At 64.5% G+C, this 22,762-nt stretch carries 19 protein-coding genes and 2 pseudogenes; 8 read left to right on the plus strand and 13 right to left on the minus strand.

From position 1 onward, the window contains the following. Positions 1-781: 781 nt before the first annotated feature. The gene (locus N5D91_RS11015; protein WP_152906641.1) at positions 782-2,866 is read right to left on the minus strand and encodes a hypothetical protein; all 2,085 of its coding nucleotides are present in this window, start codon (positions 2,864-2,866) and stop codon (positions 782-784) included. An 84-nt stretch (positions 2,867-2,950) separates the two neighbouring features. Here N5D91_RS11015 and N5D91_RS11020 point away from each other — a divergent pair. Then, positions 2,951-3,424 (plus strand): annotated as a pseudogene (locus N5D91_RS11020) (ATP-binding protein); the annotation flags it as partial. Positions 3,425-3,591: 167 nt separating this feature from the next. On the opposite strand, the gene N5D91_RS11025 reads toward N5D91_RS11020, so the two are convergent. The 3 genes from N5D91_RS11025 to yidA all read right to left on the minus strand — a co-directional run bounded on the left by N5D91_RS11025 (position 3,592) and on the right by yidA (position 7,718). Continuing rightward, positions 3,592-3,978, minus strand: a complete 387-nt coding sequence (locus N5D91_RS11025; RefSeq protein WP_110714009.1) for a hypothetical protein — start codon at positions 3,976-3,978, stop codon at positions 3,592-3,594. Positions 3,979-4,153: 175 nt separating this feature from the next. Further along, positions 4,154-6,472, minus strand: coding sequence for a TonB-dependent receptor (locus tag N5D91_RS11030; protein WP_180854536.1), 2,319 nt, complete (start codon positions 6,470-6,472; stop codon positions 4,154-4,156). Between the two features lie 412 nt (positions 6,473-6,884). Beyond that, positions 6,885-7,718 carry a sugar-phosphatase gene (yidA, locus tag N5D91_RS11035; protein WP_049421122.1) on the minus strand — a complete coding sequence of 278 codons (834 nt, stop codon included), beginning with the start codon at positions 7,716-7,718 and terminating at the stop codon, positions 6,885-6,887. Positions 7,719-7,867: 149 nt separating this feature from the next. Here yidA and N5D91_RS11040 point away from each other — a divergent pair, with 149 nt between their 5' ends. Next, entirely contained in the window at positions 7,868-8,530 is a 663-nt protein-coding gene (locus N5D91_RS11040; protein WP_049421123.1) for an exopolysaccharide biosynthesis protein, read from the plus strand. Positions 8,531-8,670: 140 nt separating this feature from the next. On the opposite strand, the gene N5D91_RS11045 is transcribed toward N5D91_RS11040, so the two are convergent. From N5D91_RS11045 to N5D91_RS11060, 4 genes and pseudogenes are all read right to left on the minus strand, one after another. Then, complete coding sequence (locus N5D91_RS11045; protein WP_180854535.1) at positions 8,671-9,981, minus strand: sorbosone dehydrogenase family protein; 1,311 nt, start codon at positions 9,979-9,981, stop codon at positions 8,671-8,673. After that, positions 9,977-10,414 (minus strand): annotated as a pseudogene (locus N5D91_RS11050) (DUF2231 domain-containing protein); the annotation flags it as partial. The pseudogene N5D91_RS11050 and the gene N5D91_RS11045, both read right to left, overlap by 5 nt. 161 nt (positions 10,415-10,575) lie before the next feature. After that, the gene (locus N5D91_RS11055) at positions 10,576-10,902 is read right to left on the minus strand and encodes a DUF2185 domain-containing protein (RefSeq protein WP_164114983.1); all 327 of its coding nucleotides are present in this window, start codon (positions 10,900-10,902) and stop codon (positions 10,576-10,578) included. A gap of 9 nt (positions 10,903-10,911) precedes the next feature. After that, positions 10,912-11,238, minus strand: coding sequence for a hypothetical protein (locus tag N5D91_RS11060; RefSeq protein ID WP_162622102.1), 327 nt, complete (start codon positions 11,236-11,238; stop codon positions 10,912-10,914). Positions 11,239-11,512: 274 nt separating this feature from the next. Between N5D91_RS11060 and N5D91_RS11065 the strand changes: the two genes are divergently transcribed. Further along, positions 11,513-13,291, plus strand: a complete 1,779-nt coding sequence (locus tag N5D91_RS11065) for a S8 family serine peptidase (protein ID WP_180854533.1) — start codon at positions 11,513-11,515, stop codon at positions 13,289-13,291. Continuing rightward, positions 13,291-13,869 carry a DNA breaking-rejoining protein gene (locus N5D91_RS11070; RefSeq protein WP_180854532.1) on the plus strand — a complete coding sequence of 193 codons (579 nt, stop codon included), beginning with the start codon at positions 13,291-13,293 and terminating at the stop codon, positions 13,867-13,869. The genes N5D91_RS11065 and N5D91_RS11070 overlap by 1 nt, the downstream gene beginning before the upstream one ends. Positions 13,870-14,009: 140 nt before the next feature. Here N5D91_RS11070 and N5D91_RS11075 read toward each other — a convergent pair whose 3' ends face one another. The 5 genes from N5D91_RS11075 to cyoA all read right to left on the minus strand — a co-directional run bounded on the left by N5D91_RS11075 (position 14,010) and on the right by cyoA (position 18,679). Further along, positions 14,010-14,681, minus strand: a complete 672-nt coding sequence (locus tag N5D91_RS11075) for an SCO family protein (protein ID WP_110714015.1) — start codon at positions 14,679-14,681, stop codon at positions 14,010-14,012. 144 nt (positions 14,682-14,825) lie between these two features. Next, positions 14,826-15,158 carry a cytochrome o ubiquinol oxidase subunit IV gene (gene cyoD / locus N5D91_RS11080; RefSeq protein ID WP_006399830.1) on the minus strand — a complete coding sequence of 111 codons (333 nt, stop codon included), beginning with the start codon at positions 15,156-15,158 and terminating at the stop codon, positions 14,826-14,828. A 1-nt stretch (position 15,159) separates the two neighbouring features. Continuing rightward, positions 15,160-15,795, minus strand: coding sequence for a cytochrome o ubiquinol oxidase subunit III (cyoC, locus tag N5D91_RS11085; RefSeq protein ID WP_080281857.1), 636 nt, complete (start codon positions 15,793-15,795; stop codon positions 15,160-15,162). Then, positions 15,792-17,768 (minus strand): cytochrome o ubiquinol oxidase subunit I, encoded by a 1,977-nt coding sequence (gene cyoB / locus N5D91_RS11090; protein ID WP_180854531.1) that lies wholly within the window; start codon positions 17,766-17,768, stop codon positions 15,792-15,794. Before cyoB ends, cyoC begins: the two co-directional genes overlap by 4 nt. Before the next feature lie 5 nt (positions 17,769-17,773). Next, positions 17,774-18,679 (minus strand): ubiquinol oxidase subunit II, encoded by a 906-nt coding sequence (cyoA, locus tag N5D91_RS11095; protein ID WP_180854530.1) that lies wholly within the window; start codon positions 18,677-18,679, stop codon positions 17,774-17,776. A 183-nt stretch (positions 18,680-18,862) separates the two neighbouring features. Here cyoA and N5D91_RS11100 point away from each other — a divergent pair, with 183 nt between their 5' ends. From N5D91_RS11100 to N5D91_RS11115, 4 genes are read left to right on the plus strand one after another with little or no spacing between them, the layout of a single operon-like run. Continuing rightward, complete coding sequence (locus N5D91_RS11100; protein ID WP_180854529.1) at positions 18,863-20,278, plus strand: PLP-dependent aminotransferase family protein; 1,416 nt, start codon at positions 18,863-18,865, stop codon at positions 20,276-20,278. 55 nt (positions 20,279-20,333) lie between these two features. Next, complete coding sequence (locus N5D91_RS11105) at positions 20,334-20,612, plus strand: hypothetical protein (RefSeq protein WP_005414763.1); 279 nt, start codon at positions 20,334-20,336, stop codon at positions 20,610-20,612. Further along, a complete protein-coding gene (locus tag N5D91_RS11110) occupies positions 20,612-21,211 on the plus strand; it encodes a DUF6436 domain-containing protein (RefSeq protein WP_180854528.1) in 600 nt (199 codons plus the stop codon). The genes N5D91_RS11105 and N5D91_RS11110 overlap by 1 nt, the downstream gene beginning before the upstream one ends. A 9-nt stretch (positions 21,212-21,220) precedes the next feature. Further along, positions 21,221-22,735 (plus strand): PLP-dependent aminotransferase family protein, encoded by a 1,515-nt coding sequence (locus tag N5D91_RS11115; protein WP_180854527.1) that lies wholly within the window; start codon positions 21,221-21,223, stop codon positions 22,733-22,735. The last annotated feature ends 27 nt before the right edge of the window (positions 22,736-22,762 follow it).

Below are 22,762 nucleotides of genomic sequence, written 5' to 3' on the forward strand. Positions count from 1 at the left end.
ACCTCGCGAACATTGCTCAAAGCCCACGCGCTTAGGGTCTGGACGGAGTGCGAGGCCTGAGCCAGTAGCGGAAAGATATCCGCATAGCCGCTGGTGGTACGAGCGCCGCGGCTTAAGTCGCGTTCTCCTCGGTACCCGTACTGGGTCAGATGGCTCCGAAATGCGGGACTACTGCGCAGCCTCTGCCAGTCCACCGATATAGCCGCGCCAATGGCGACCAAACTCAACTGGTTTGTTTCCGTCAAGCCAAAGTGGTTCCTAACCTCATCCGCGTCTAACCGTTCCAACGGAATCTCAGCCGAAAGGTAAGAGCTAAGGCGCTCAATGAACCGCCCCGTCCCGCAAGACCCCGCCTCAGCATAGGACTCCATGAATGCCTCTACGTCGTCCAGATGAGCGACTAGGAGTCCGTCACGCAGGAACTTCTCTTCGTACTTAAGGGCCAAGAACTCTGCGAAGAGAAACAGTGCGCCATGAACTGATCTGAGCGACCGGGTTGATCCACGTACCTTCGCTACGGCGATGATCAACGCCTTACATTGTTCACAGATAACTGCGTGAGATGATGTGCTCAATCGTCCCGTTGGTAGCAGTAGATCCCATCTCAGAACCTGCCCACCGCGACTCTTCTCACCGACTTGGCGCAGATCTCTCTTTCCCGTCTCAACTCTCCATACAGATTCGTGGACCGCGGATTTCAGCCACCACGGACGCACTAATGGGCTCAAACCGGTTTGGGTCCGACTGAAGAAGGACAGGACCTCCGAGGGAAGTTGAGCCATCACCGGATCTCCGGCAGCCGAATGCGAGAAATGATGACAGTCTTTCTAGCCAATGCACACTCGACAAGATCAGTGATCTCAATCAATGCCGGGGGCAATGGCGCGGTCAGCGCATCCACAAAGTCTCTCCAGAATCGCGGGGCAACTCCGGTCCGGAGATCAGGTCGATCCAGGAAGGTCGCACTGGCGCTTTCCAAGCGATCCCGGTAGAGCATTGCAACCGCCAGCGCATCAGGATCCTTACAGAGGATCAGTCCCGCGCCAGGAGAAGCGGCCTTGTACACACGGCGGGGAACCTGAGCTTCAGCAGCCTCGTCCGCGCTACCCGAGAGGAACAGGTGGAGGTCCTCAACCGTCGAGAAATCCGACACTTCAAGAAGCCGCTCGTGATCAGAAAATGCTTGAACGATCAGTCTGTTCTGGTGCCGCCTAACCTGCCTCTCAAACAAGGCGATGCGAAGGGCATTTGGGACGTAGTGCCCCAAGGTCGTCTTGACCGATCGGTGGCCAAATATCCTCGCCGCTACGACAAGATCACCATCTGCCTCAAGGAACTTTAGCACTCCGGAGTTCATTCGTAGATTCTTGTAGGTGAGCTTCTCTCTCCATGGAGCGAGCTCGGCATGGCGCTCCCCGAAGTTCGTTGCCCGGGTGACCATGCCGGCTCCCCTGACACTGCGCCAAGCTTCAGATGCACCAAGTGCATTCAGGAACGCTTTCTCCGAGAAGGCTTTCAAACGGTAGTCGAGGCTACTGATGCCAATCCAAAGATGGTTTGCATCCTTCCTTCTCCCTTCCTGGATCATCCGAGTACGTACGGGCTCGGTCCACTCGAAGACCTTCACAAGAACTCGCTGGGCAAGAGGCGAAAGCTCCACACTCTTCTCCTCGCCCGCACGCAGCTTCTCCACGCTAAAGCGGATACCCCCTTTTCCGACAAGACCATCGGAGGAGATGTAGGTTCCACCATGACGATCCCTTTCTATCCTGGCCCTGTACAACGCCACTGGGTTAAGAATCGGGTGTTCAATGAGTAGGATCAGTATGCAGACTGCCGCCTGCTTGCTACTCATGATGCCAAGGTATGGCAGGAGCTCGTTCTTTCCGAACGAAGAAACGAAGTCCCAGATTCTGCTAGACCCATCTAAGATGGATGCCTTGCTCGACTTCACATCGAATTTGCGTCGCTGCCTAGGAATCCCGCCCATATCAAAGACGCATATCCCCAAGGCAATCCTGAGACCCTTCTCATATCGCTCTTGATTCAGCAGGTGCCCCCAGTTCTCTCGGGAGAATCCGCCTCGGCGATGCGCCTTAAGCTCATGTAGTGAACCTACGTCGAAACGGCTAATTTCAGCCAAGCCTCTCTCTCGTTGAGCCACGAACTCCTCGAAGTCCTTCACTGCGCAGTGGAGAATCGTGTTTACTGCCTTCCCAAGTTTTTCCTGATAGCGATCTAGGTACTCTGCACTTCCATCAACGATTGAGATCGACTCGAAGAGATTGTCGTTGTATGAGTTCTGTGCCGAGTTCAAAGTCTTTGGGGCGTTGTTCAGGCACACTGGTGAGTTTGCAGCATGCTCCCTATCCGCAATGATGAGCGCGCGAGGCGGAGCGGAGATGGCAGCCAATTTCGATTCGACGAAGTTGATTGCACCGGTCTGAACAAGACAGGGGATGAATCGAACAAAGCTGGTCCACTGATTCGTGATCGTAGTTAGCGCGACTCCAACCGCCGCTCTGGCCGCGTAGAACTCACCCCGAAGATCAGACAGTTGCGCGACCAAGGCAGCGGAACTGATTCGACGACTTGGAGCCGGCCACCCCCTTCTTGCACCGAGGGCCTGCCAGAACTGAAGGACGCAGCGAACCGAGTACGTGTTCTGGGCCGCGACGTAGCGCCTTGATAGCTTGACAATTGCATCGACAAATGCGGCTTGACCGCGAGGTCCGATCCAACTCCGAAGAAATGTGAAGTCAATCGACGCTACTCCATGCGCCCGACCGATCGCCCTTACCGTGATCCAAAGTCCGTCCGGGCCCGTTTGGACCTCGCCGACACCCTTCTTCTTTCTAGTTGCCATGCAATGTGAGCTACCGTGGTGAGCAGAGCTAATTTGCCGCACCTTATCTTTTTTCCCAAGCACTATTCCTCACAAAACATCTGGATGAACCCTTGTCCGTGTGGCTGGGCCGGTGACCGTAGCAACCGCTGCCTGTGCAGCGATGAGCGCATCAACCGCTACCGTGCGCGCGTCTCCGGCCCATTGCTGGACCGTATCGACCTGCACATCAGCGTGGCTCGCATGGACGCGGTGGAGCTGCGGGAAAGCACGCCTCTGGGTGAGCCCAGTGCATCGGTGCGTGAGCGGGTGGAAGCCGCGCATGCGCGGCAGCAGGTGCGTGGCGGGCTCAATGCACATCTATCGCCGGCTGCGCTGCGTGCGTGCACAAAATTGAGTGAGGCCGATCAGGATCTGCTGGAGCAGGCGATTGAGCGTCTGCAGCTGTCCGCACGGGCGATGCACCGCATTCTTCGGGTGGCGCGCACGATTGCTGATCTTGCAGGTTGCGAGGTGATCCAGACGGCGCATCTGGCTGAAGCGATCGGGTACCGGCAGTTGGATCGGGGAAAGCCCTAGGAGCACCGTTCGGAGTGGTCGTTGGTTGAGTCACCGTTGGTCGACTCGCGCGCGAAGAGCAGTCGACTAGCAGTCGACTCTACCAACAGCGTGTCATGGCGACGGATGGTGCAATGGTGCCAGAGCGGGTCATGGCAGCTCGGCACGCCGGGAGCGGCCCCCACGCATCAGGCCGCGGAATCCACCCGCCCACGCTTCGCCAGCAACGCCACCCGACGGCTGACCAGCGCGTGCAGCTCCGCCAGCTCCGACGCCCGGTCAGCCGTCATGTTCCCGCCGAACAGCACCCGCGACAACGCCGCCTCGTCGCTGTCGTCCGGGTGCTGCCACCGGTCCCGGTACACCTTCTGGCACACCAGCCAGGCCAGCCGCAGCCCCCCACCGGGCAACGGACGGACCACACGCTCGTAGACGTGCCAGAACTGGTACTCGGCCTGCAGGTCGATCACAGGCGCCACGGACAGCGCCTGCCGGGGCCGTCCATGACTCCGTATGCCGAACAACGGTGATCGGGGGTTGTACTGAGCCATGCCGACAGCATGACCCAGCAACATTGTGGGAACCTTGCGTCGCTGCCAGAAAACCCCTGTTGATTGCGCAAGGCGGGTTTCTGGAGGGGCTTGGGGTCAGAGCCCTTTGCGGTGCAAAGGGATCTGACCCCGGTCATGGGTGGCTTCGGGGTCGGATCCCTTTGCACCGCAAAGGGCTCTGACCCCGTTCCTCGTCGCCTCAGAACGCCATCGACGTACTGAACATCAGCTGCCGTGGCGCGCTGCGCTGCAGGGTCTGGTAATCCCCCGAGAACGACGAGCCGGCGATGGTGGCGGTGCCGATGTTGTGGCGGTTGAACAGGTTGCTCACGTCCAGCCGCAGCTCCAGGCCCGGTACGGCGCTGTCCACGCCAAAGCGGTAGGCGGCATAGGTGTTGACCTGCCAGAAGGTCGGCACGCGGATGTCGTTCTCGTAGGTGAAGGGCTGGCGCAGGTAGGAGGTGCTGGTGGCACCGAAGCGCCAGTCACCGAAATGCGCCGACAGGTCGCTGACCAGCGAGATCTGCGGATAGCCCGGCTGGGCGTTGCCCTTGATCGGGTACACCGTGTCGCCCACCACGAAATCGCTGTCGTAGTACGAACGGGCCACGGCCACGCCCTGGTAGAACTGCAGGTGGTCGGTCAGGTCGGCGGTGATGCCGAGGTCGGCACCGATCACGTGCATCTTTGGCATCAACCGCACGGTGTTGATCTGCGCGAACTGGGTGCCGATGGCGGCCGACAGCAGGCGGTTGCGGATGTCGTTGTAGAACACGTCGCCGGTGATCATCAGCCGATCGAAGCGATGCGACGCGCCGACGGTCAGGTTCCAGTTCTTCTCCGGGCGCAGCGTGCCGGCCACGCGGTCGAACTCCTCCTGGTCGGTGATGGTCCATGCCGAGGCGGTGTAGCCGATGTTGCCGCGCTGGGCCACACGGTAACCGTTCATGGTGTTGGCCAGGTCGATGAAGGCATCGGTGGATTCGGTCGGGCTCCAGAACAGCGAGACATGCGGCAGGAAGTTGCTCTTCGCGCGCAGCGTGCCGTTCACCGGCCGGTCCTTGGCGTCACCGAGGCCGCCGCCGCTGGTGCGGAAGTCCACGGCCTTGAAGCCGACACCCAGCTTCAGCGTGTCGTTCAGCACGATGTCGTCCTGCAGGTAGAACTGGCGCGAGCGGGTCACCCAGCTCGAGGCGTTGTCGGTCTTGAACGCGGGGCCATACACATCGAACGGACCGGTGGCCTTCAGCGGCGGGCCCTCGCCCAGCAGCGGCTGCTGGTACCACTCGGTCTTGGCCGCGGCCTTGCTCTTCTCCTGCCAGAAGCCGGCGGTGAAGGTGTGCGCGCCGGCCTCGAACTGCAGGTTGAACATGCCACCCAGCCGATTCACGCGCGGCGTCTGCACCTGTTCGGAGAATGGCGCGCCGTTGGGCGACGGCACGGTCGGGTCGGTGAGCGTGGCCTGGGTGTGGCTGTTGGCGTTGTACAGCTGCACGTTGCCGCTCAGCGCCGGGGTGATCTGGAAACGGTGGTTGATCGACGACACGCGATCGCGGGTGATCTGGCCGGTGTCGTACGGGATCAGTTCGGACAGCTCACCGCAGGTGTAGGCGCCGCAGGATTTGTCCGCATTCTCCGGCGAGGCCACGTACCAGGCCCACGCATAATCGGGATAGAAGATGTCGGCCTTCCAGCCCAGCTTGCGGATCATGTCGAAGGAGATGTTGTTGTAGCCCCAGACCTTGGCCTTGCTGTCGGACAGGAACACGGTGAAGTCACCCCAGGCGACATCCTGCTGCAGCTTCAGGTCGCCGCGCAGGAAGTTCTGGGTGCCCTCGCCCTGGTACTTGTCGGCAGACACACGCTGCAGGTCGACCAGCACCTTCGGGCCGTGCTCACCGAGCTGGCCGCTCTGCCCGGATACGGTGGTGACCAGCGTGTTGTTGCTGCCCACGCCCTGTTTCACGCGCAGGCTGGGTGTGTCCTGCAGCTCGCGCAGGCGGTATTCCAGGCTGCCGCCGTTGACGCTGCTGGAGAACACGCTGACCGGTGCGCCACCGGGGCTGACCGTGATCGCGCCGATGCCATCGGGCACGCCCACGTTCACCACGCTGGTGCCGGTGAGCGAGAGGAAGCCGTTGTCGTTCAGCGGCACGCCCTCGAAGGTGATGCCCATTTCGTTCATGCGGAAGCCGCGCACGAACAGGCTCGTGGCCGAGATATCCAGGCCAAGCCCGTCGGTGGCGGTGTAGCTGGCGCCCGGTACCTGCTTCAGCATGGCCAGACCATTGTTGCCGGTGACCATCGCGTCGAGGTCTTCAGCCTTGATGATGTAGCGGTTTGGACCAACCACCTGGGTGGGCGCAACGGCCGCGCCGCGCGGCGTGGCGATGACCTGCAGCGCGTTCAAGGTGGTGGGGGTGTCATGCGCGGCATCGTGCGTTTCTGCGGCATAAGCAGGCGCAGCGATGGCCGCGATAATGGCCAGGGCGAGGCGCGTCGTGGGTGGGGTGTTCATGGGCAGATCCAGGTGCAGGGAGAGAGCGGCGCAGGCGCACGCCCAGCGCGTTGCAGCACCGGTGTCGGCGCCCTGGCTGGCGATGCGATTGCGTTGAGGGAGTGACGGCGCGGTGCGCGCCGGTCAGCAGACGAAGGCGATCATCTGCCGTGGGACTTGGTGGGGTGATTTCGACGTGCGAAATTCTTGCATCGCACTGCCGCATTCGCCATTGCACCGTGGTACAGCGCGAATGGCGATGGGGATGGGGGGGCTATACGTGGGTATAGCCTGGCGCTTGCCGTCTGCGTGCGCCAACCAAGGTTGGCGCCTACCGGGGTCTGCGAGGCATGGTAGAGGCCGACCTTGGTCGGCGCTTGCCGTCTGCGTGTGCCAACCGAGGTTGCACCTACCAGGGCATAGGGACGCGCGGTTACTGCAGGACGAAACGCTCAATGGCGCGCGCCACGCCTTCGTCTGCATTGCTGGTGGTCTCGAACCGCGCCACCGCCTTCGCCGCGTCGATGGCATTGCCCATCGCCACGCTGGTACCGGCGTACTGCAGCATGGTCAGGTCGTTCTCCTGGTCACCGATGGCCATCACGTTGGCGCGGTCGATGCCCAGGTGCTCGGCCAGCTTCTGCAGGCTTGGCCCCTTGCCGGCGCGGTGGTCGAATACTTCCAGGAAGAACGGTGCGCTCTTCAGCACCGCGAAGCGCTCGGTCAGTTCGCTGGGCAGGCGCGCGATGGCGGCATCCAGCACGTCGGGTTCGTCGATCATCATCAGCTTGATGAACGACATGGACGGGTCCATGTCGGCCACGCGGCGGTAGGACAGCGGCATCCGCGAGAGATGCGAGTCGGCCACGGTGTAGTAGCTGATGTCCTGGTTGGGCGTATACATGCGCCGGCTGTCCAGCGCCTGGAAGTGCACGCCCAGGTCGCGGGCCACCTGCTCGCAGAACAGGAAGTCGTCGAAGCTGAGCGGATACTCGACCACGGTTTCGCGTGTGCCGATGCGCTGCACCAGGCCGCCATTGCAGGCGATGCAGTAGTCGTCGTCGCCGGTGATGCCCAGCTCGTGCAGGAACGGTGCCAGGCCGGGAACCGGGCGGCCACTGGTCAGCACGATGTGCACGCCCAGCGCGCGCGCCTGCGCGATCGCCTGCTTGGCCCGCGCGGTGAGCGTGTGGGTGGGATCCAGCAGGGTGCCATCCATGTCGATGGCGACCAGTTCGATGGTCGATTGCCTGCGGCCCATGTCCATTGCGTTCAACTCGTGCGGGGCACGCCAGTTTAACCCCTCATGCCCGGTTCACCTCTTTGCCCACGTTGGCCGGGATACTGCAGGAGCCTGTGCGTCCCCCACCGCAGGACGGCCCATTGACCGCCCTTCCCTGGAGAACCTTGCGACGCATGACCTACCGTGCCCCCGAAACCAATGACAGCGCGCCCCTGGCCCAGCAGATCGAGCAGATGATCGACGAGCTGCCCGGCGACCAGGTGAGCGTCGGCACCCTGCTCAGCGCGCTGGGCGATGAAGGCCTGCTGCTGATCGTGATCCTGCTCTCGGCCATCTTCATCATTCCGGTGTCGATTCCCGGGCTGAGTACGGTGTTTGGTGCCTCGATCCTGCTGATCGGCCTGAGCCGCGTACGCAACCGCCCGCTGTGGGTGCCGCAGAAGCTGGCGCGCCGCGAGATCGCCACCGACAAGCTGAAGGCCAACCTGGGCCGTGCGCTGAAGTGGGTGCACCGCATGGAGCGGCTGTCGCGGCCGATGCGGCTGGCGGTGATGGTGCGCTCGAAGAAGATGATGCGCCTGAACAACCTGATGCTGGTGTTCGCGACCCTGCTGCTGATGGCGCCCGCCGGGCCGATTCCGTTCAGCAATACGTTGCCGGCGCTGGCGCTGATGTCGTTTGCGATTGGCTTCATCCAGCGCGATGGCGCGGCGGTGGCCGCTGGGTACGGCTTTGTTGTGGCCACGGTGGTGTATTTCGGCGTGCTGCTGGGTGGCGTGGGGTTTGCTGCCGAATCGGTGTTCAGCGGGCTGCGCGCGGCACCTTCGGAAGTGTAGAGCCGGGCCCAGGCTCGGCGGCTTATGGTCTTCTGTAGAGTCGAGCCATGCTCGACTGCTGCTGGCAGAAGCAGTCGAGCATGGCTCGACTCTACAAGGGCCGGATCCACAGCAGTCGAGCGTGGCTCGACGCTACAGAGTTACTTGGCAGACACCCGCCACACCACGTCGCCCACGTCGTCGGCGACCAGCAGTGCGCCTTCGGCGTCCATCGCCATGCCTACCGGTGCGCCCATCAAGGTCTTCTCGTCCTTCGAGGCGAAACCGCTGACCACGGTCTGCGGCCGCCCGGTCGGCTTGCCGTCCTTGAACGGTACGTAGACCACTTCGTAGCCGCTCAGCGGTGAACGATCCCAGCTGCCGTGCTCGCCGATGAAGGCGCCGCCGTGGTACTGCGCCGGCAGTGCCTGGCCGGTGTAGAACAACAGGCCCAGCGGTGCCACGTGCGAGCCGATGGCGTAGTCCGGCACGATCGCCTTGGCCACCAGGTCCGGCCGCTGCGGCTGCACGCGCTCGTCCACGTGCTTGCCGTAGTAGCTGTAGGGCCAACCGTAGAAGCCATCCTCCTTCACCGAGGTGAGGTAGTCCGGCACGAGGTCGGCACCGATCTCATCGCGTTCGTTCGCGACTGCCCACAGCTGGCCGGTGCTCGGCTCCCAGTCCAGTCCGGTCGGGTTGCGGATGCCCGACGCAAAGATACGGCTGCCACGGGTGGCGACGTCCACTTCCAGCACCACCGCGCGGCGGTACTCGACGGCCAGGCCGTTCTCGGTGATGTTGCTGTTGGAGCCCACGCCCACGTACAGCTTGCGGCCATCGCGGCTGGCCAGCAGTTCCTTGGTCCAGTGGTGGTTGATGGTGCTGGGCAGGTCGGTGAACTCACGGCCCTTGTCGGACATGCGGGTTTCACCAGGCACGTAGTGGTACTGCACGATATTGCCGGTGTTGGCCACGTACAGCGTGTCGCCGATCAACTGGATGCCGAACGGCGAATGCAGGCCTTCGATATAGACGTGTTGGGTCCAGGTGTTCGTTCCCGGCGTGCGGCGCAGCAGGGTGACCCGGTTGCCGCCCTTGCCGGCCTTGCCCGAGCGCGCCTTGACCTTGCCGGCGATCCACTGCTTGGGCGTGGTGACCGGTTCTTCGCCGGGGCCATTGCCCTCCACCACCAGCACATCGCCGTTGGGCAGGGTCAACAATCGCCGCGGATGCAGCAGGTTGGCGGCGATGCGTTCGATCTTCAGGCCCTCGGCCACCGTGGGTGACTGGCCCTCGGCCCAGCCCACGCCGCGCGGCACCTGCATCGGCGGCATCAGGAAGTTCTTCGGTGCCGGCAGCGGCGGCTGCGCACCGGACTGGTCGGCGGGATGGTATTCGGCCTTGCCGGCACAGGCCGACAGCATGACGGCCAGCGCCAGGGCGCCGATGGTGGGCAGGATGTGCTTCGCCATGACGGCCTCCCTGCAGCACCGGCGGCTGCAACGACAGCAGGATCAGGCCCAGTGCGATCAGCGCCACGGTCAGCGCCGACAGGATCGTGCCGGGCACCGCAACGGCATAGGCATCGCGGCTGTGCACGAAGGCGTTCCAGATCGCCAGCACCACCGCGACCAGGTTGAGGAAGAAGTCGATGCGGTCGATGCGTGTGGCGGTGCCGTTGCGGCGCCAGACCGTGAACAGGTTGATCAGCCGCGGCACGATGGCGATCAGCAGGCCGAAGGTGATCAGCCAGGCCGCAGCCTTGCCCCACATCACCTCAGCACTGTTGAGATAGATCGCGTCGAAGATCAGCGCGCCGACGAAGAAGCCGAAGGGTATCGGGTTCAACAGGCTGAACAGCGTGGTGCCGAGGCCGCGATGGGCCTGGGCCAGGGGGTTGACCATCATCGTGCTCCGTGCGGAAGGGTGCACGGGCTGTAGTAGCACAGCGTGATGTGAGGGCGCGCGATGATGACCGGTGGGAGTGACGGCAAGCTTGGATGGATGTGCCGACCAACGGTCGGCACCCACCAGGATGGATGCCGCCGAACACGTGGCATCACCGATCAGACGGGCAGCAACCTGCCGTCTTCAGTGCGTTCGAACTCGGTACCCGCCGGCGCGTCCACCACTGCCAGGACGGCATGATCGCAGTTGGCGATGGTGTTCACGTCGTACACGCCGGAGTTTCCCGGCTCGTCCAGGTAATCTTCGGTTTCGTCACCGGCAAGAAATCGCCAGCCACTGTCCAACTCGTTGTCGGGCGCCTCGCGGTAGCAGTAGCCCACAGGCTGGCCATCAACGGTGATGCGATCGGTGGCGATGCATCCGCCATAGCCCTCCAGCAGAGGCTTGATCTGCTCGGCGGTGAGACGGAATTGCTTCGGCTTCATCGTGCCTCCTCAGGGAACGTAGACCAAGTGCAGACTGTATTCGAAGCCGGTTTCGGTTTCGGCGATATCCACATCCATTACCAGATCACTTCGCCCTTCCACAGCCGTGTACAGGTCGACCAGGACCTTCCAGCGCTCGCCATGCCACTGGCTGACCGAAGTTTCCCAGCTGGCCTCGGGGAGCTGCACCAGGGTTTCCCCATAGTCCGCGATGATGCCAGTGATGACATCCCAGGTGTCGGCGCTGCACGCGGGCACGTTCACTGCGTGGGGCGCACGGCCGGCCGCGATCTCGTTTGCCATCCAGGCCAGGGTGGGACGGAAGGCCTCGTCCACGGGGGTTTCGGTGTCCGGGCCTTTCCTGACCATCGGTCTTCCTTGTGCAAGGGGCCGCGAGAGACGGCCCAACGATGATGGCACGGGCAGGAGGGCCGCGACCGCCGGCTTTTATTCCTCGGCTGCATAAGCGTTTGTGACGCAATTGGCACATCTGCTGATTGCTTGTGTGAAGAGGTAGGGGGTTGTTCGTTGTGTCGCGTTTGGCTCGTTGCGATGGGGCAGTTCCGTCCCGCCGTCCTGCCATGCCGATTCACAACAGAAGGATTCGTGTATGAAGCGACACACGCAACGCTCCGCGCCACCGCGCTCCACGCGCCTGGCCCTGGCCACTGCCCTGGTACTGGGCAGCCTGGCCGTCACCGCCCAGGCCCAGCAGGCCGATCCGCTGGCCGGAATCCAGTGGCACCTGCGCAATACCGGGCAGACGGTACCGGCCGATACACTGCCGGTGGCCGGCAACGATCTGAACGTGGATGGCCTGTACCGCAATGGCATCCGCGGCCAGGGCGTCACCATCGCCATCGTCGACGACGGCCTGCAGATCGCTCACCCGGACCTGGCCGCCAATGTGGCGGCAGTGGCCGGCAAGAACTTCGCCAATGGTTCGAACAATCCCACCCCGTCCAATCCGGACGCCGACAACCACGGCACCATGGTCGGCGGCATCGCCGGCGCGGTGGGCGCCAACAACCTGGGCGTGCGAGGTGTGGCTCCGGCGGCAACGCTGAAGGGCTTCAACCCCATTTCACGCTCCGCGCAGGGCAACCAGCAGAGCAACATCGAGTACGCCTGGTGGGACGGCGCAGAATCGGCCGACGTGCAGGTGTTCAACAACAGCTGGGGCGCCGGCCCTGGCAATCCCAACCTGCCGTTGGCGTACAGCGAGAACACGATACGTTCGTATGAGCAGGCGCTGTCGGGTACGCGCGGTGGCCGCGGCGGCATCTACGTGAAGTCGGCCGGCAACAACTTCAACAACGGGTACTGGCAGGACAACCTCGGCAACACCTTCGATGTCTGCACGAATGACACCAAGAACCGCAACACCGGTTGCGTGCCGGCCGGCCGCGATCCGCGCAACAACCTGTTCAACGTGATCACCGTTGCCGCCGTGCGCGCCGATGGCGTTCGCTCGTCGTACTCCTCCACCGGCTCGGCCCTGTGGGTCTCGGCCTTTGGCGGTGAATACGGCCTGCAGGCCCAGTACGCACCCGGCCTGGTGGCACGCGCGTACGACCCGGCCATCGTCACCACCGACGTGACCGGGTGCGCGCAGGGCAGCAACAAGAACACCAACCGCGAGAACACACTGGACAGCAACCTGTCGGCCATCGACAGCACCTGCAACTACACCGCCAAGATGAACGGCACGTCGGCGTCAGCACCGATGGTGTCGGGCGTGGCCGCGCTGGTGCTGGAAGCCAATCCGAACCTGTCCTATCGCGATGTGAAGTACATCCTGGCCACTACCGCCACCCGCAACCACCCGAACCAGCCGGCGGTGACACTGGCCGACGGGCGCACGCTGGTGCCGGGCTGGACGGTGAATGCCGCCGGCCGTGCCTACAGCAACTGGTACGGTTTCGGCGTGGTCAATGCGGCCCGTGCAGTAGAGGTCGCCGAGAACTTCCAGTCGCTGGGACCGCTGGTTGATACCGGCTGGCGCACCACCACGCGCACCGTGGCCATCGGCAACACCTCGGCCGCTGCCGCACGCTTGACCTTCCAGGTCGCCAACGGTGCACGCAACATCGAAAGCGTGCAGCTCGGCTTCCGGGTCAACCACAGAAGCACCCGCCAGCTGCAGTTCGTGCTGGTCTCGCCCAGTGGCACGCGCAGCGTGGTGCAGCCGGCGTTCACCGCGATCGGTTCGGGCACGGGTAACGCGCAGAGCAATTTCACCAGCTGGGACCTGCTGTCCAGCAATGCATTCCTGGATGAGAATGCCACCGGCACCTGGACGCTGGAAGTGACCGACATGGGGCAGGCCGCGGCCGCTGCATCGCGTGGCAACCTCGAATCCTTCAAGATCCGCGTTCTGGGGCACTGATGATGAAGAAGACCATTCTGTTGAGCACGCTCGCCTTCGCGGCGATCACCTCCTCTGCCTGGGCACAGACCTCGGGGCAGACTCCTCCGGCCAGGACACCGTCAACCGTGGATGCGCAGGAACTGAAGGCGTCCGCTACTGGCCGCTCGTTCGATGTGGGCGGCACGCGTTTCCAGCTGTCTCCCTCGACCACGGTAAAGCAGGTCAGCGGCGGTCGGTTCACGATCACCCAGCAGGCAGCGGCGACCACCAGCTCGCGGACGAAGCGTTCGCTGGATGGTGCAGCGGCCGCGGCTGTTGATGCCGGCACCGGCAAGTTCGCGGCGGCGGTATCCCATGATGGAGCGCCGGTGGTGGCGACGTCGCGGGTCAAGGTGTTCTTCACCGATGCGGCCTCAGCGCAGCGTGCAGCCACCGCCACCGGTGGCACCGTGGTGAAGGTATCGAAGGCTTCGGGCCAGGCCATCGTGGAGTACCCGTCGGTGAACGCGGCACTGGATGCGACCACCAGGCTGCTGTCCACCGCCGGTATCCGCGCGACCGAGCCGGACGTGGTGCAGTGGGAAGAAACCAAGTAAGGCGTTGAGTGGTGCCCCCGGCCGGTTGGCTCTCCTGGCCGGTCGGGGGATTGGTGTGTGGGGGTGTGTCGACCGAGGTCGACACCTACCGGGGCAGCGCGCGCGACGAACGGTCGGTATCAGTCGGGCATGGCCCGGCGTTACCGGGCGGCGAGCGTGTCGCTTCGCTTGAGGTGGCAGCTGGCCAACGGGCCGTTGCCGGCGGCCGGGTGGCCGGGCTCCAGCAGCAGGCGCTGCACGTCGGAGAACAGCTTGTCCACCGGCATGCCATAGGGCGCGAACAGGCGCAGGCGGCCCTGGCGGTCGAACACGTAGCCACCGGCGATGTGGCTCATGGTGTAGGTCTCCGGTATCTGACCGGGTTCCTTTTCGTAGAACGCCTTGAAGTCGCTGGCCATCGCGGCCAGTTGTGCTTCGTTGCCGACCAGCGCGATCGCCTTGGGGTCGAAGGCTTCCACATAGGTGCGGGCGACTTCCGGCGTGTCGCGTGCGGGATCGACGCTGACGAACACCACCTGCAGCTGGTCGGCATCCTTGCCCATCAGGTGCTTGACCTGGCTGAGCTCGACCATGGTGGTCGGGCACACGTCCGGGCAGCTGGTGAAGCCGAAGAACAGATAGGTCACCTGCCCCTGCAGATCCTTGGGCCCGCGCACGGCGCCGTGGCTGTCAGGCATCGACCAGTGCTGGCCGAGCTCTTCGCAGGCAATGTCCTTGGAGTAGAAATCCATGCGCGACTGCGCGCTGCAGCCAGCCAGCAGGCCGATGGCCAGGCCTGCCAGCAGCGGCAGGCGGAATCGGGGAGAGAACAACGAACGGACAACAGCAGCAGGACGCTTCACGGGTACCACCAACGCAGGCGCGGGCGGGGTCTCGGTCAGGCCTGCCCTTGGGGGGGAAAGAGGACGGAGGTGCCGGGGTGATCGCGCGGTCCATGCCGATCACCCCGGCCACGGTCAGTTGATCATCATGTGGTAGTGCATGCTCCAGATGATCCAGACCGACAGTGCGACGACGATGAACAGGATCACCAGGGTGAACACGAAGCTGGCCAGGTTCCAGCCACCTTCGGACTTGCGGTCCATGTGCAGGAAATAGACCAGCTGCACCAGGATCTGCGCCACCGCGAAGCCGACCAGCAGGAACAGCGTGAGCGGCCGCGACAGCACCGGGTTCATCACCAGCGCGAACGGCACCACGGTCAGCAGCGCGCACAGCACGAAGCCGATCAGGTAGGACTTGGTGGAGCCGTGCGCATTGCCGGCGCGCGAGGTTTCGACGTGGGCCATGTCAGAAGGCTCCGATCAGGTAGACGAAGGTGAAGACGCAGATCCACACCAGGTCCAGGAAGTGCCAGAACAGGCTCAGGCACGACACGCGGGTGATGTTGGTCGGGGTCAGGCCGCGGCGGTAGACCTGGTGCATGACCACCGCCATCCAGATCAGGCCGCTGGCCACGTGCAGGCCGTGGGTGGCGACCAGGGCGAAGAACGCCGACAGGTAGGCACTGGTGCTCGGGCCCGCGCCTTCGTGGATCAGGTGCGAGAACTCGTAGATCTCCATGCCGATGAACGAGGCACCGAGCACGAAGGTCACGCCCAGCCAGCGCAGCACCGCCGAGGTGTCGTGGCGATGCATCGCCAGCACGGCCTGGCCGTAGGTGATGCTGGAGACCAGCAGCAGGAAGGTCTCGGCCATCACGAACGGCAGCGAGAACAGATCCTTGCCGGTGGGGCCGCCGGCGTAGGCGGTGCTGAGCACCGCGTACGAGGCGAACAGCGAACCGAACAGCACCAGGTCGGACATGAGGTAGACCCACATGCCGAACACCTTCATGCCGCCCTGCTCGTGGCCATGGTCGTGTTCGTGGTGGTCCTCGTGCGCCTGCGTGTCGCTGGCCAGCTCCGGGCGGGTCAACAGGTTCATGCGCGTACCTCCTTCAGCTTGGCAAGCTTGGCTGCTTCGGTGCGCGCCACCTCTTCGGAACTGACGTAGTAGTCCACGTCCTCGTCATAGGACCGCACGATCAGGGTGACGATCATCGCGATGAAGCTGGCTGCAGCCATCCACCAGATGTGCCAGACCAGGGCGAAGCACAGCACCAGGATCCAGATGTTGAGGATCAGCGGCACGCCGGTGTTCTTCGGCATGTGGATCGGTGCGTACTTCTTCGGCGGCGGCGGCAGGCCACGCTTCTTCGCTTCGTGGAAGGCATCCAGCTCATCGGCCTTGGGCACCACGGCGAAGTTGTAGAACGGCGGCGGCGACGGCGTGGCCCATTCCAGCGTGCGTGCGTTCCACGGGTCGCCGGTCAGGTCCAGGTTGCGCTTGCGGTCGCGCACGCTCACGTAGATCTGCACCAGCATCAGGATGATGCCCGCGAACACGAACAGTGCACCGATGAAGGCGGCGATCAGGTACGGCGTCCACGCCGGGTTGTCGTACTGGTTCATGCGGCGGGTCATGCCCATGAAGCCGAGCATGTACAGCGGCATGAAGGCCAGGTAGAAACCGATCACCCAGCAGGCGAACGACCACTTGCCCAGGCGCTCGTTGAGGGTGAAGCCGAACACCTTCGGGAACCAGTAGGCGAAGCCGGCCAGGTAGCCGAACAGCGCGCCGCCGATGATGGTGTTGTGGAAGTGCGCGACCAGGAACAGGCTGTTGTGCAGCAGGAAGTCCGCGCCCGGAATGGCCAGCAGCACGCCGGTCATGCCACCGATGGTGAAGGTGACCAGGAAGGCGATGGTCCACAGCATCGGCACGCTGAACTCGACGCGGCCGCCGTACATGGTGAACAGCCAGGTGAAGATCTTCACGCCGGTGGGGATGGCGATGATCATCGTCATGATGCCGAAGAAGGCATTGACGCTGGCACCGGAGCCCATGGTGAAGAAGTGGTGCAGCCAGACGATGAACGACAGGATACCGATCGCCAGCGTGGCGCCCACCATCGACTTGTAGCCGAACAGCTTCTTGCGCGCGAACGTGGCAGTCACTTCAGAGAAGATGCCGAACGCCGGCAGCACCAGGATGTACACCTCCGGATGACCCCAGGCCCACACCAGGTTCACGTACATCATCGGGTTGCCACCCAACGTGTTGGTGTAGAAGTTGAAGTCCAGGTAGCGGTCCAGGGTGAGCGCACCCAGTGCCACGGTCAGGATCGGGAAGGCGGCGATGATGATCACGCTGGTGACCAGCACGGTCCAGGTGAACACCGGCATCTTCATCAGGGTCATGCCCGGCGCACGCATGCGCAGGATTGTGATGAACAGGTTGACGCCGGTCAGCAATGTGCCGATGCCCGAGGCCTGCAACGCCCAGATGTAGTAGTCGACACCCACGCCTGGACTGAACTCGATGCCCGACAGCGGCGGATACGCCACCCAGCCGGTCATGGCGAATTCGCCGACACCCAGCGAGATCATCATCAGCGCGGCGCCGACCACGAAGATCCAGAAGCTGAAGGCGTTGAGGAACGGGAACGCCATGTCGCGCGCACCGATCTGCAGCGGCACGATGATGTTCATCAGGCCGACCACGAACGGGGTGGCCACGAAGAAGATCATGATCACGCCGTGCGCGGTGAAGATCTGGTCGTAGTGCTCCGGTGGCAGGAAGCCGTCACTGCCCGGGCCAGCCGCGGCCAGCTGCGCGCGCATCATCAGCGCATCGGCAAAGCCACGCACCAGCATGACCAGCGCCACCACCACGTACATGATGCCGATCTTCTTGTGGTCCACGGTGGTGAACCAGTCACGCCACAGCGGGCCCCACAGCTTGAAGTACGTCACCGCGCCGAGCAGCGCGAGGCCACCCAGCACCATGGCCGCCAATGTGACCACGACGATCGGCTCGTGCAGCGGCACGGCCTCCCACGTCAATTTACCCAACATGTTCGTTACTCCTGGGAAACCTGGACACCACCGGCAGCGCCCGCCGGGGTAGCAGCAGCGGTGTTCTCGCCAACGCCGATGAACTGGTCGATGACCTTCTTGAACAGCAGTGGTTCAACACTGGAGAAGTGCTGCACCGGTGCGTTCTTCGACGGCGCGGCCAGCGCCTTGAACTGCGTGAAACTGAGTGCGTCGGGCGCGCTGCGCACCTCGGCCACCCAGCGCTCGAAGTCTTCATTGCTGCTGGCGGTGGCGATGAACTTCATGTTCGAGAAGCCATGTCCGCTGTAGTTGCCGGACATGCCTCGGAACTGGCCGGGCTCGTTGGCGATCAGGTGCAGCTGCGTGCGCATGCCGGCCATCGCGTAGATCTGCCCACCCAGCTGCGGGATGAAGAAGGTATTCATCGTCGAGTTGGAGGTGATGTTGAACGCCAGCGGGCGGTTGGCCGGGAAGTTGAGCTGGTTGACCGTGGCGATGCCGAGGTCCGGATACACGAACACCCACTTCCAGTCGGTGGCGATCACGTCCACGTGCAGCGGCTCACCGGCCACGTCCAGCGGCTTGTAGGGGTCCAGCTCGTGGGTGGACTTCCACACGATCACCGCCAGCACCGCGATGATGATCAGCGGCACGCCCCAGACCACGATCTCCACTTTGGTGGAGTGCGACCAGTCAGGCATGTATTTGGCTTTGGTATTGCCGGCGCGGTAGCGCCAGGCGAACACGAAGGTCAGCACGATGGCCGGTATCACCACGATCAGCATCAGGCCGATGCAGATCAGGATCAGGTCGCGCTGGGCCAGCCCGACCATGCCCTTCGAATCCAGCAGCACCCAGTCACAGCCCGACAGGCCGACGCAGGCCAGGGCGACCAGCGCCAGGCGGATGCGGTTCCAGCAGATATTCATTGGAGGTCAACCCTGTTGAAGAAGCGCGCTTGACCGGCTCGCCTGCGCGCAGCGCCCGGGCGTGGAGCGGCTACACTGTGGGTACGAGGTCGCCTACAAGCAGGCGAACCACTCCAATCAAGCCCATACAAGATACATCATTGTATGGACTTGTGCATCTGCACGTATGGAAAAAACTGACCGATGACGCCACCTGCCGCCGGCCGCCGCCTGAAACACCCCAATCGCACCTGGGTTCGCCCCTTCCGCGAGGGCGCCGGCCCGCTGTACCTGCAGATTGCCCAGCAGGTGCGCGAGGCGGTGGATGACGGCGTGCTGCGCCCGGGCGACCGCCTGCCGCCGCAGCGCGACCTGGCCCAGCAGGTGGGCGTGGACCTGACCACGGTCACCCGTGCCTTCGCCGAGCTGCGCCAGGCCGGCCTGCTCGACGCCCAAGGCGCTGGCGGTACCTTCATCGCTCTGTCGGCCGGCAACCGCAGCACCTCGGTGGACCTGAGCATGAACATCCCGCCGCTGCTGGGCAGCGCGCCGTTCGCACAGGGCATGGAGGCCGGCTTCCAGCACGTGGGCCAGCAGCTGGGCCAGGGCGAACTGATGAGCTACCACGTGGGCGCCGGCACCCGCGAGGACCGCGCCGCTGCGGTGCAGTGGCTGGCGCCGATGCTGGGCACGGTGGGTGCCGACCAGGTGGTGATCTGCCCCGGCGCGCAGACCGCGCTGTGCGCGCTGATCCTGGCCCGCACGCAGCCGGGCGAGCTGATCGCCGCCGAGCAGCTGACCTATCCGGGCCTGCTGGCTGCCGCGCGCGTGCTGCAGCGGGGCGTGGTGCCGGTGGCGATGGACGCCGAGGGCATGCTGCCGGAGGCGCTGGAGGAGGCCTGCCAGCTGCGCGGCCCGCGTCTGCTGTACCTGGTGCCGACCATCCAGAACCCGACCACGGCAACGATGTCGGCACAGCGCCGGCAGGCGCTGCTGGCGGTCGCCAAGCGTCACGATCTGACCGTGATCGAAGACGATCCCTACTGGTTGTTGGCCGGAGACGCCGCGCCGCCGCTGGCCGCACACCGCGATGCCGGCTGCCCGGTCTATTACATCTCCACGCTGTCCAAGTGTCTGGCCCCGGGCCTGCGCACCGCCTACCTGGTGGTGCCGGCCGGCGAGCCGATGGAACCGGTGCTGGATGCGCTGCGCGCAATCGCACTGATGCCGACCCAGTCGATGGTGGCGGTGGCCTCGCAGTGGATCCGCAGCGGCCAGGCCCAGGACATGGTGCAGCGCTTCCAGCAGGAACTGCGCGAGCGCCAGGCCATTGCCGCCCGTTACCTGCCGGCCCGTGCCCAGGCGCATCCGGCCGGCCTGCATGTGTGGCTGCCGCTGCCGCCGCGGCTCGACCAGTACCGGTTGATCCAGGCCGCACAGGAGCAGGGGCTGGGCATTGCCAGCTCCGATGCCTTCAGCGTGGAAGAACCGCCACCGGGCAACGCGATCCGCCTGTCGTTGGGCGGCGCAGTCGACCAGGGCGCGCTGGCCGGGGCGCTGGCCAAGCTGAACGAGATCCTGTCCGAGGCCCCCGAGGCACGCCACAACGCCATCGTCTGAACGGAGCGCATGGCGCTCTATCCATACAAGATGATATTTTGTATGCAATGTATGGATGAAGGGACGTGCATCGATGCGCGCCGAGAAACTGAAGTTCCACCTGGTGATGGCCGGGTGCGGCGGCTTTGTGGTGTTGATGCTGGCCGCGCTGGCCTGGGTCTGCCTGCAGCCGCAGACCGTGGATGTGCAGGCCGCCGAACGCCACGCCATCGAGCAGTGCGTGCAGCGCAGCGAGGATCCGTCGCGTAGCGAGATCCAGCGCCGCGCGCAGGCCGATTCGTGCCGCGAGATGCGCAAGCAGTACGTGCACAAGTTCGGCCGGGAAGATTCCTGATGGGCGCAGCCGCGCCGAGTCGCCGCTGGCTGCTGCCGACGATGATCGCCCTCGCCTGCCTGTTCATGGCCGGCGTCGCGGCTGCGCTGTGGCAGTACTTCGGCTACAGCGCGCAGTCCACCTTCACCGAACAGGCCATCGTCTTCGACGATTCGCAGCTGCGCCTGCCGGCCGATCTGGCCGGTGATACCGGCCGCATCCGCGTGGTGCATTTCTGGGACCCGGCCTGCGGCGTGTGCAACCGCGAAACCGGTGCGCACCTGAGCTACCTGATCAGCATGTACCGCCGCGCCGGCATCGACTTCTATGCCATCCGCCGTCCGGGTACGCAGGGCGAGCTGCCCGAGCCGCTGCGCAGCAAGGTGATCAACCTGCCGACCATCGATGGCATCGAACACATCCCGGCCAGCCCCGCCGTAGCCATCTGGGATCGCCAGGGCCACCTCGCCTACGCCGGCCCGTACAGCATCGGCATGGTCTGCAACTCGGCCAACAGCTTCGTCGAACCGCTGCTGGACAGACTGGTGCGCGGCGAATCCGTGCGCCCGAAAGGACTGCTTGCCGTGGGCTGCTACTGCCCCTGGCAGGCCCAGCGCTGAGGACGCGCAATGACATCACTGACGCTGGCCGGCATGGCCGCTGCAAACAACAACGGCGGTCACCTGTCCGAACCGACCGATGGTTATGGACAGGCTCCCGCCGTTGGAAGCAACGATACGCCCCGACATGCTCCGTACATGCCGCGACCGGATGTCGCAGCCCGCGAATGGGTGCAGGACGTGCTCGCGCACAACGGGCCGATCTACCTGCGCATCGTCAACTCGCTGGAACGCACGGTGCGCCGCGGTGGTCTCGCACCGGGGCAGCGCCTGCCTTCGCAGCGCGCGTTGGCGCAGCAGCTCGGCATCGATCTGACCACGGTGACACGGGCCTTCGATGAAGCACGCAAGCGCGGCCTGATCGAAGCGCGTGGACCACAGGGCAGCTTCATCGCACCGCCCAAGGCCGGCTTCGACCAGGTGGTGGACCTGAGCATGAACGTGCCGCCGGTGCCCGACGCCGATGCGCTGGCGGAGACGCTGCGCCGTGGCGCCGCCGCCGTGCTTGCACGCAGCAACGCACCGAACCTGATGACCTATCACCTGGGCGGCGGCAACCTGACCGATCGCCACGCGGCGGCGCGCTGGCTGCAGCCGATGCTGGGAAAGGTGGACGATGCCTGCCTGCTGCTGACCGAAGGTGCACAGGTGGCGCTGGCCGCGATCCTGGTCAGCCAGGGCCGCGACAACGACGCGATCCTCTGCGATGCGCTGGTCTATCCGGGCCTGCTGCAGGCCGCCGCCGCACTGGGCCGGCGCCTGCTGCCGGTGGACAGCGACGAACACGGCATGTGCCCTGATGCACTGGCCCGGCTGGCACGCGAAAGCGGCGCGCGGTTGGTCTATCTCAATCCCACCTGCCAGAACCCGACCGCACTGACCCTGCCGCTGCAACGGCGCGAAGCGCTGGCACGCGTGCTGGAGCGCGAAGGCCTGCTGGCGATCGAAGACGATCCGTACTGGCACCTCGCCGAGGATGCACCGACACCGCTGGCGGCGCTGGCACCGCGCCATGTGTTCTACGTGGCGACGCTGTCGAAGGTGATCAGCCCCGGCCTGCGCACCGCTTTCGTGCGCAGCCCGAGCGCGGCGCATGCCGAGGCGATGACGGCTGCACTGCGGGCAACGCGGTTGATGGGCCATCCGCTGGTTTCGGCGCTGGCCAGCCAGCTGCTGCTGGATGGTTCGGCGCAGTCACTGCTGGCGCAGGTGCGCACCGAGGCGCGCGAGCGCATGCGCATGGCGCGCTACCTGCTGGCGCCATCGCTGCTGCAGCGGGCTGAAGGCCTGCATGCCTGGTGCCGGATACCGGCGCCGTGGACCGATGCCACGCTGGTGCGCACCGCGCAGCTGCAGGGGCTGGCGATTGCACCGTCATCGGCGTTCTGCCCGCCGGGGGTACAGCATCAGAACGGGGTGCGGCTGTCGTTGGGGCTGGCGGCGGACCGTCGGCAGCTGGAAAGTGCGCTGCGGCGGATTGATCGGTTGCTGTTGTCGGATGCGTTGCCGGCGATCGAGCGGTAGGCCTGGTAGTGCCGGCCGCTGGCCGGC

Source organism: Stenotrophomonas sp. GD03794, from assembly GCF_029842145.1.
Classification (GTDB): domain Bacteria; phylum Pseudomonadota; class Gammaproteobacteria; order Xanthomonadales; family Xanthomonadaceae; genus Stenotrophomonas; species Stenotrophomonas riyadhensis.